Origin of the sequence: Anabaena sp. UHCC 0399, assembly GCF_034931465.1 — a bacterium.
In the GTDB taxonomy this organism is placed as follows: domain Bacteria; phylum Cyanobacteriota; class Cyanobacteriia; order Cyanobacteriales; family Nostocaceae; genus Trichormus; species Trichormus minutissimus.
This window is the reverse complement of the sequence record NZ_JAYGGZ010000030.1, coordinates 30,848-41,373: the sequence shown is the minus strand read 5'-3', so window position 1 is coordinate 41,373 and position 10,526 is coordinate 30,848. Positions and strand designations below refer to the sequence as shown.

Here is a 10,526-nt window from a genome sequence, read left to right as displayed (position 1 = left end):
TTATGCGATCGCAGATAGAATTTATATTCATTTATTCATAATGAGTTCAACCTAAATCCTTTGACAACTATTCATCTAGAATCACTATTTTTAGAAAAGTAATATAGATTTTTATCATGTTTCAAAAAACAAATATTAAATCAATATGTTTAAAATTATTTCGGCTTCCATTTAAACTCCTTCCATCTCAGTTAATTACTATCACTGTTATACTAACTCTAGTTTTATTTTTACCTCAAACATGGATTACTTGGCGAGCTTATAATGATTTTAATAATCTTCTTGAAAACGAATTAAAACTACGAAGTTTGAATGAAAAAATTACTTATTATGATGAAGTTCTTACGATGTCAGCCCGCATGAATGCTGCTACAGGTGATTCCATTTGGGAAATAAGATATCGTAAATTTGAACCTTTACTAGATGCAGCCATTAAAGAATCAATTAAACTTGCTCCCCAAGCTTATAATAATCAAGATGCACAAGAGACTGATGCTGCGAATCAACGTTTAGTAGCGATGGAATATAAATCTTTTGATTTAGTTAGAACAGGTCAAAAACTAGCAGCTAAATCCCTTTTGTTAAGTCAAAAATACGAATCAGAAAAGAAAAAATACGCATCAGGAGTTAATAAAATAAATCAAAGTATTTCTCTTCAAATATATAATAGAGTCTTCCAATATCGCCGATATCTATTATGGTCAATTTGTGCTTCCTTTATTAGTTTAGCTTTCCTTATCCCTTCATGGTTATTAGTTTTGCGTTTATTAAAGAACTATTTAAAATCTAGTAAAATTGCTCAAAAAGCATTAACAAATATCAATCATGAATTAGAAGTGCGTGTAGAAAAAAGAGCAAAAGAGTTGCAAAATAAAAATACTCAACTCACTCAAACATTACAAAGATTGCAACAAGCTCAAATCCAATTAATTCAGACAGAAAAAATGTCTTCTTTGGGTGAAATGGTAGCTGGTATTGCCCATGAAATCAATAATCCAATCACTTTTGTTAAATGCAATATTGACTATGTAAAACAATATTCATCTAACATATTAAAGCTTATACATAATTATCAGCTATATTATCCCCAACCTCCAGATCATATTCAATCCCAAATCAAAGAGATGGATTTAGAATTTGTCCAAGAAGATTTTATCAAAATCCTTAAATCTATAGAAATTGGTACTGACAGAGTTGAGAAAATTGTTAAATCCCTGCGTAATTTTTCTCGCCTTGATGAAGCGGAAATCAAAGCAGTAGATATTCATGAAGGTATTGATGGTACTTTGATGATTTTATCTCATCGTCTGAAAGCTATGGACAAAAATCCAGAAATTTCGATAATTAAAGAATATGCTTTATTACCATTGGTTGAATGTTACCCTGGTTTACTGAATCAGGTATTTATGAATATTCTGGCTAATGCCATAGATGCTTTACATGAATATAACTTACAACGTACAGGTGATGAAATTAAAAATAACCCTTCTGCAATTCGTATTTGCACTTATCAACTAAATGAATCTTGGATACAAATTCGGATTATTGATAATGGTATAGGTATTCCCGAAAATATTCGTGACAAATTGTTTGACCCATTTTTTACTACTAAGCCTGTAGGTCAGGGTACAGGACTAGGATTATCGATTAGTTACCAGATTATTGTGGAGAAACATTCTGGAAAGCTATATTGTAATTCTAATCAACCAAAAGGCATAGAATTTGTCATTGAAATTCCTATCGTTCAGCGTTTAGCTTAGATAAATTATTGAATTTATATTACTTAGCATTCCTTAACGGTAGCAAGTGTGAAATTTTGGCTTACGGGAATCTGAATAATAAACTCTGTTCCCTGACCAATAGTAGAGAAACAATCTAATTTCCCCCCGTGTTTTTCGGTAATAATTTGCAGGCTGATAGACATTCCCATTCCTGTACCTTTACCGGATGGCTTCGTAGTAAAAAATGGCTGAAAAATTTTGCTTTGAACATCTTCAGGGATACCAGAACCGTTATCAGCGATCGCAATTTGCACCCACTGAGAATCTTTAATAGATGTACTAATAGTAATCTGATTCTTTTTTTGCCTACTTTGTTGTTCTTCTAGAGCATCAATAGCATTGACTAAAATATTCATAAATACCTGATTGAGTTGCCCAGGATAACACTCTATCAAAGGTAAATTACCATAATTTTTAATGATTTGAATAGCGGGGTATTCTGGTGTATCTTTCAGACGATGTTGTAAAATTAGCAAAGTGCTATCAATCCCTTCATGAATATCTACCGCTTTGAATGCTGATTCATCAAGACGTGAGAAGTTCCTCAATGACAGCACAATCCGGCGAATCCGATCTGTACCAATTTTCATTGAATCTAACATTTTTGGTAAATCTTCCTGGATAAATTCCAGTTCGATATTTTCTGCTTCATCTACTATTTCTGATACTGGTTCAGGGTAATATTTTTGGTACAATTGTACAAAATTCAAGAGATTTTCAGCATATTCTTGGACATGAGCCAGATTGCCGTGGATAAAGTTAACTGGATTATTAATTTCGTGGGCTATCCCTGCTACCATTTGCCCCAAAGCAGACATTTTTTCGCTTTGCACCATTTGCAATTGAGTACGTTGTAATTCCTCTAGCAGTTGTTGCAAACGGATATTTTTTTCACTGAGTTCTTCGGTTCTTGTCTTTACCTTGTGTTCTAGAGTTTCGTTATAAGCTGCTAGTTGTTCGTTAGCTGCCTGTTGCTGGTTTAATAGTTGTTTAACTGTAGCAATTAATTGATTGAGAGAGTTGCCAAGCACACCAATTTCATCATTACTATCAATATTCACTTGTAAATTGAAATTCGACTCTTCTGTAGAACGTCTAGCTATATTAGTTAATGTTTGAATAGGTCGAGCGATCGCTCGACTAGTAAAAAGTGCTAAGAGAATTGAAATACCCACTGATAAGGTAATACTAGTAAGAACAATTTGTTGAGATAATTTGGTGGATTGTTCATGCAATTCATTAGTTTGCTTTGTTGTTAAATAAGAATTTTTAATAATATCTACTAAATCATCAGAAATGCCATCAAAATTAAGTGCTAAATCACTATTTGTAAATTCAATTAATATTTTTTGAGCTTGTTCAATATCTTTTGGTGTATTCAAATTTAATGTCTGTATCTGCTTTCTCCGGTATTCTAGTTCTTGAAAATACTGTTGTGGAACATCATTATAAGTTTGCAAAAATTTTGGTATTTCTGTAAGATTTATATCTCCCGCAGGTTTAGACTTTATCTTCACAAAAGCCTTTAACTTAGCCCAATGACTTTTTATTTCAGCTTCATGGTGCAGCAAATGAGCATATTCCTCATTATAACTTTCTGGGTTTTTGACTAAGGGAATGAGTTGTTGTTGATGGGTACGCGCCTGAAGAACACCAGCTTGCAAACGATGCAGTAATTCAACTTCATTGCGGATGTATTGTTTCCTTTCGCTAGCTTGTTGGTAATAGTGACGACCAATACCAAAACCAGCAACCGTTCCAGAAACAGCAATACCTAGGGTAATGGCATATCCTAGACTAATCCTTTGCCCAATTCCTAACTTAATTTTCAGCATAGAATCTTCACTACCTAAAAGGACTTTTGTTGATTCTATGATTCCCTTTATCCCTTGCAGTCTAACAGCAAAGCTTGATCACAAACTCATGATTCAGATGCGTCTGGAGGTGTTTTGTTGGAGTATGGCGCAGCAATAGCGAATCAAACTCATGAGGCGATCGCTAATTAAGTAAGTACAGCATTCCGCATTCCATGAAATTCGTAGTCAACCCTCCGCGTACCTCCGCAATTACCTCTCTTCCCCTCTGCGTTTAAATTTCCACTCTCCCCAACTTTTGGGAACTATAAAGTTACAGTCTTGTTTTCTGACAACACTGTAAACATTTATCTAATTTATCGATCTAAAACTGGGAATGTGACAACTGGATTCTGTAGAAGCATTAATAACTGCTAATAGGAGGGTATCAAGCTGTGAAGATTTTTTGGAATACTACCTTTTACGCCATATTTTGGCTGTGGAACTTAACATTTTTAATGTTTGTCTATTTCGGGATAATGCCTTGGATAGCTGTACCATTATTCCAAGCCACCTTACAGGGTGATATCCCCGCAGAATTTTCTCTAACTCTAGTTACCTTAATCGCCATACCAACAATTTCTTCTCTTATTGGAGGTAAGTTTTTCATCACACAACCCCTACAACTCATCCGCTTATTTTATGGGGTAGAAGCACCACTATTTGTTTTGTGTTTGTTGCGGTTGTTTGTCATTCGGGAATTGACACCTGCTAGTACCCAGATTATCGCCACAATTGGTATATGTATTGCAGCATTTGGCGGAGAATTATTTTTTGGGTATGCTTCTAGACGAAAAAATACTCTGCAATGGGTGCAAATGCTAGCACATAGTTTAATGCTGCTATTCGGCATCTATGCAGGTGTAATCTTACTATTTTATGCCTTGCCTTTAGCAGCGTTTTTGGTGCAGGAGTTTGTTAAATTTGAGTGGTTAAAAGGTTTATGGTATATATTGACTGATTTCTCGTTAATTGGTGGTTTATGGTTGGTTGCCCTTTGGTTTCTTCTCTTTGCCTTTAGTGCCACTTTATTTATTTTCATGCCTTCCGCACTAGCAGCAATGTATGTAAATTCTGGCTCTAGAATTTTACAAGCTTTTGCTAGAGATTACGGAAATAAAAAGACTTTAGCTGGTGCTAGTGCTGTTGTAATTGCTTTTTTTATCACCTTTATATCTCTACAACAACAGCCTCAAGCTTTGGCTTTTTCTCTATTAGCTGATTCTTCTAATAATGAGCGCAATCACCAAACCATTTTAGCTAAATCAAACGAAATTCGCGATGGTTTAGTCAACGCTTATTTATCTTCTTATCGCTATCTCAGTAGTAGAGAAGAAAATAATCATATCAGTGCTATGTATCGACAGGTACTAGGCTTAGACAAATCAGTAGCTAATAACATCCAAAATGGCTATAACTTCTTGATGTCACCATTTTTATATCAAGGTTCAGAAAAAGATGCTGAAAAAGCCGAAAAACTTTATGCAGAATTTTTTGATACCCCACTACAAAAAGCAGAAAAAGCAGCAGTTAGTCATGCTGTACAATCTACTTTTAACCAGCAAGAAGTTAAGGCTGGTTTATTAAATATCAACGAGAAAAAAGTTTGGTTAGCATCACAACAAGTCACAATTAAAGAACATGGTGATTGGGCTGATGTGGAGTTATACGAAGTTTACAAAAACCAAACTCGAGAAGTTCAAGAAGTTTTTTATTCGTTTTCTTTGCCAGAAAGTGCTGTAATTACCGGATTATGGTTGGGAGATACTAACAAACTATCCCAACGTTTCCCTTTCACTGTTTCTCCTCGCGGTGCTGCCCAAAAAGTTTACAATTCCCAGGTGAGAAGAGAACGCCCTGTAGATCCGGCTTTACTGGAACAAGTAGGGCCAAGACATTATCGCTTGAGGGCTTTTCCCATCCCTCCCAATAATGTGCTACAAATCCAAGGACAACCACCACGCGCCACGGAAATGCACCTATGGCTAACTTACAAGGTGATGGGTAAAGATCAAGGTTGGGCGATGCCAGATTTAGGGGAAAAACGCAATATTTTCTGGAGTCAGGATACTAAACGTACCCGTAACGGTAAAGCTATCAACTTTAAACAGGATGATTGGTTAGAAGAATTTGTCCCCGCCAGTAGTAAAGTACAGCCTGCACTCCATGAAGTGAACTTAGAAAATGGCGATCGCATTATCGCCAAGCCTTTATCCCCAAAAGATTATTCTTTACCCAAAACCCAACGCATCGCCTTAGTTTTGGATACTTCCCGCAGTATGGGTAGTCATACCAAGGAATTAGCACAAACTTGGGATTGGTTAAAACAGCATGGCTTTGCAGACAAGGATTTAACTAATAATGATGCTGATTTATACATCAGTGTCGCTAAGGGTGCAGAACCCCAACGGCTGGATGATATCCAACAATTCCAAGCGGAAAAAACTACCTTTTACGGTACACTTCAACCCCAACAAATGTTGGAACAGTTTAATCAACTGCGCGGTGACACAGCCTATGATGCAGTATTACTCATTAGTGATGAGGGGAGTTATGAGTTATCCCGTAAGAATAAGATTGTAGTTGCCTCACCTGCGCCTCTATGGATGGTGCATTTAGGTGGATTACCCGCAGCCTACAACGATGGGATGATCAAATCGATCCAAGATACTGGCGGTGGAGTCTCGGAAGATATTGCAGAGGTATTGCAACGAATTGCTACGAAATCAGCGTTAGGTGACTCTGTTGTGAGTGTAGTAGATAATTATGCGTGGTATCTGCAAAAAACTGATACCGCAGAGGTAAATAACCCTCAACCGTCAGCAGATTTACAACCATTAGCCGCCCGACAATTGATTTTAAGCTTGAGTAAACAAATCAAGTTAGACAACCTCAAAAGCTTAGATGCAATTCACGCGATCGCGAAAAAGTATGAGATTGTTAGTCCATACTCTTCTATGTTGGTATTAGTCAACGACGAACAAAGACGGTTACTCAAAGAAGCCGAAGCCGCAAGCGATCGCTTTGACCGCAAAATAGAAGATGGTAAAGAAACCCTCACCAAACCCAATAATCCCTTGAAAACCAGCACCAGCATCCCCGAACCTTCCGGCGGCTGGATTTTAGCTATTGGTGCAGCCGCTATATTCATCCTGAAACGGCAAAAACGGACTGCGAATTAAAATCAACATCAGATTTTTCTAAACTCTAATACGTAAGTTCGATGACCTCTCCCAAACCCCTCTCCGATGCGGAGAGGGGCTTAAATAATAAAAAATTAGCTTTTTAAGCCTCCTTGCAGGAGAGAAGTTTGGAGAGGGGTTTTTAAAATTCGTCGAACTCACGTTCAATTATTGACTTAAATATCAGTAGTAGATCAACCAACTATGGAAATATACCTAAACGAAAGGCAAGATTAAAATCAACTCAGGCGCATGACAATATTCACAGCGATGATTAGCCTGGTCTGCAACCAAACTATAGTAGGGGTTCATGGGCTGATTTGCTGTAGTAGAGATGCTGTCCGTGCTGTAGAAGCTTTGAGTTCAGCATCAACAAGACTGTCTAATTCTGCTTGTTCCTCAAAAGAAAGCTCTTGTCCTTTGTCGCGTGCTGTCCGCCATAAACTCATCATTTCAGATAAGCGTTTTTGCTGCTCGGCACTAAAGAACTGATCAGGGCGAAAACTTTGAATCACCAACAAAGCACTAAATCCCGTTTCACCTAACTCAGCAGTTAAAGCATCTAGAGCCTGTCCCGCAGTTTTACATACAGAAGACTTATCGCCGGCGATCGCTTGATAACATTTTTCACCACTGGCATCTGATATCGGCAAGATAACAACTGTAGTCATAATTTTTGTTCCTGCTTAACCCCTAATTATAACACCAGCGTAGGAGGGCATAGGGGATGAAAAAGTAAAAAGGTAAAAGAATCTTTTGACTTTTGACTTGATTTCGCCCCTACACTCCTGCTCCCTTGCCTCATTCTTGTGTATCTTGTTGCAGTATGGCGTGGCAATATTGAGTTAGTGTTGTGAGGCGATCGCTAATTGTCTTTAGTCTTGTTTGTACCGTCGATGTTTGCCGCGCCCCTTGTAAAAACATCACATCTACTTCCAACAGGCGTAACTGCTTGCTTATTTCCGTCTGGTAAGATTGCTCTCGCGAGTTTGCATCTACCGCCAAAGGGACGATTTCTTGAGCAAACAATTGTTGTAAGCTGGCTACACGCTGTTTCATATCAGGTGTAGTAACGTAAAGATTGCTGACATCTGTACGCAATTGTTCAAGTAAGTTTACCAGTGCTTGATATTTATCAGAACTTAAAGACATTCACTGCTATTTAAGATAGTATTAATGTCAAGAAAATTTTCTTCTACAATAATCTATCTTACGCTCTTACTTGTATTATCAGCCTCAGACTTTGCTTTGAGGCTGTGTTTGCAATCTACGTTTTTTTCCACATATGATCATGAAAACCCGCAGTGGATGAGTACCATAGGTATATAGGGAATCATCCTGTTACTATTTTCATCCCCCCACCAGGACAGCAACATCATAGACTGATGATGCTGCCAGTTGCATCTATTTCCCACTTATCCAGAGATCACCTCTCCTATTGTATGAGCAGCATAGCTATAAGTTCCCCGACTGATCTTTCCCTTCCCGAATGGCTGAAGAAATCTTTGCGGGAGACATCAGCCCAGCACAACGCAGCAGAAGATGACCGCCTCTATAGTGATAACACGTTAATTTGCCGGGCGTTTGAATTTGCTTATCAGCTGCATAAAGGTCAATATCGCAAGTCAGGAGAATTATATATTAGCCATCCTGTGGCTGTAGCTGGTTTGCTGCGCGACTTAGGAGGCAGTCCCGCTATGATAGCAGCTGGATTTCTCCATGATGTAGTTGAAGATACAGATGTCACAATTGAAGAAATAGAGCAGCTATTTGGCGCGGAAGTGCGTCAGTTGGTGGAAGGTGTCACCAAGCTTTCTAAAATTAATTTCAAAAGCAAAACTGAAGGACAAGCTGAAAACTTTCGGCGAATGTTTTTGGCAATGGCGCAGGATATTCGGGTAATTGTGGTGAAGTTGGCAGACAGGTTGCATAATATGCGAACTCTGCAATATATGTCTGAAGACAGCCGCCGCCGTTCAGCCCAAGAAACCAGAGATATCTTTGCACCTTTAGCCAATCGTTTGGGGATCTGGCGGATTAAGTGGGAATTAGAAGATTTAGCCTTTAAGTATTTAGAACCAGAAGCCTTTCGCGAAATTCAGCAGCACGTTTCGGAAAAACGGACAGCCAGGGAAGAGAAATTAGCTAAAGCTACAACAACTTTGCAGCAACGGTTACAGCAAGCAGGAATTCGTTGTTTAGACGTTAGTGGTCGTCCCAAACATCTGTATAGCATCTACCAGAAGATGCAGCGACAGCAAAAGGAATTTCATGAAATTTATGATTTGGCAGCCCTGCGGATTATTGTAGAGACAAATGAAGAATGTTATCGGGCTTTAGCTGTAGTACACGATGCCTTCCGCCCCATTCCCGGCAGATTTAAAGATTATATCGGCTTACCCAAACCTAACCGCTACCAATCGTTGCATACAGGGGTCATTGGCTTAACCGGTCGTCCGTTAGAAGTGCAGATTCGCACAACAGAAATGCACCACATTGCAGAATACGGGATTGCAGCCCATTGGAAGTATAAAGAAACGGGCGGGTCTAATAGCCTACTGACAACCAGTGATGACAAGTTTACCTGGTTGCGGCAGCTATTGGAATGGCAAAGCGACATGAAGGACGCACAAGAGTATCTTGATAGCGTCAAAGATAATTTATTTGAAGACGATGTTTATGTCTTCACCCCCAAAGGGGATGTTGTTTCCTTAAATCCAGCTTCAACAACAATAGATTTTGCCTATCGTATCCATACAGAAGTAGGAAATCACTGTGCTGGGGCGCGGGTGAATGGTAGGATTGTCCCCCTGTCAACACGACTACACAATGGTGATATCGTCGATATTATTACCCAAAAGAATAGTCATCCCAGCTTAGATTGGCTAAATTTTGTCAGGACTTCCACAGCCAAGTATCGGATTAAACAATGGTACAAGCGATCGCGCCGGGAAGAAAATGTGGCTCGTGGGCGGGAGTTATTAGAAAAGGAACTAGGGAAAACAGGTTTTGATAATCTGCTGAAGTCAGAATCCATGCAGACCGTATCAGAAAAATGTAATTACCATAGTACAGAAGATTTACTAGCAGGTTTAGGTTATGGGGAAATAACCTTAAATTTGGTGTTGAATCGTTGGCGAGAAGTCGTGAAAGCGCAACAACCAACAGCAGAAGTCATCCCCTTACTACCAAAAGAGTCATCCACGCCCAAAACATATCCAACGACTTCCCGTGCTACAGACTCGCCAATTATCGGTGTAGAAGGATTAGTATATTATCTTGCCGGTTGTTGTACCCCCATTCCTGGAGAACCAATTATTGGCGCAGTCACAAGGGGTAGAGGAATTTCCATCCATCGCCAAGGATGTCATAATTTAGAACCAGTAGAAGGCGATCGCCTAGTACCAGTGCGATGGAATCACAGTGTAGAAAATAGTGGTCGTCCCCACACCTACCCAGTGAATATCCAAATTGAAGCCCTCGATAGAGTAGGGGTACTCAAGGATATCCTATCAAGATTAAGTGACCAAGGGATCAACGTGCGTCACGCCCAAGTTAAAACATCCATTGGTCAACCAGCATTAATGGACTTAGGAATAGAAATACGCGATCGCCCCCAACTAGAACAAGTATTCACTCAAATCAAAAAAATGAGCGACATCCTCAATATCCGTCGTGTTGGTCAAAGCGACGATTGATTGGGGACAGGT

The 10,526-nt window shown here is 38.9% G+C and carries 6 protein-coding genes; 3 read left to right on the top strand and 3 right to left on the bottom strand.

Annotated elements, in window-relative coordinates; translation table 11 throughout:
- Positions 1-116 precede the first annotated feature (116 nt).
- Positions 117-1,760 carry a sensor histidine kinase gene (locus VB693_RS16845; protein ID WP_323267262.1) on the top strand — a complete coding sequence of 548 codons (1,644 nt, stop codon included), beginning with the start codon at positions 117-119 and terminating at the stop codon, positions 1,758-1,760.
- 23 nt (positions 1,761-1,783) lie between these two features.
- Here the strand turns inward: VB693_RS16845 and VB693_RS16840 are convergent, their stop codons facing one another.
- On the bottom strand, positions 1,784-3,616 hold the full coding sequence (locus tag VB693_RS16840) for an ATP-binding protein (protein ID WP_323267261.1): 1,833 nt from the start codon (positions 3,614-3,616) through the stop codon (positions 1,784-1,786).
- Positions 3,617-4,029: 413 nt separating this feature from the next.
- Between VB693_RS16840 and VB693_RS16835 the strand changes: the two genes are divergently transcribed.
- Positions 4,030-6,816 (top strand): TIGR02921 family PEP-CTERM protein, encoded by a 2,787-nt coding sequence (locus tag VB693_RS16835; RefSeq protein ID WP_323267260.1) that lies wholly within the window; start codon positions 4,030-4,032, stop codon positions 6,814-6,816.
- A gap of 308 nt (positions 6,817-7,124) precedes the next feature.
- On the opposite strand, the gene VB693_RS16830 is transcribed toward VB693_RS16835, so the two are convergent.
- A complete protein-coding gene (locus tag VB693_RS16830) occupies positions 7,125-7,487 on the bottom strand; it encodes a hypothetical protein (protein WP_323267259.1) in 363 nt (120 codons plus the stop codon).
- Between the two features lie 130 nt (positions 7,488-7,617).
- Positions 7,618-7,968 carry a heterocyst frequency control protein PatD gene (gene patD / locus VB693_RS16825; protein ID WP_323267258.1) on the bottom strand — a complete coding sequence of 117 codons (351 nt, stop codon included), beginning with the start codon at positions 7,966-7,968 and terminating at the stop codon, positions 7,618-7,620.
- A 290-nt stretch (positions 7,969-8,258) separates the two neighbouring features.
- Here patD and VB693_RS16820 point away from each other — a divergent pair, with 290 nt between their 5' ends.
- Positions 8,259-10,514, top strand: coding sequence for a RelA/SpoT family protein (locus VB693_RS16820; protein WP_190698425.1), 2,256 nt, complete (start codon positions 8,259-8,261; stop codon positions 10,512-10,514).
- Positions 10,515-10,526 lie beyond the last annotated feature (12 nt).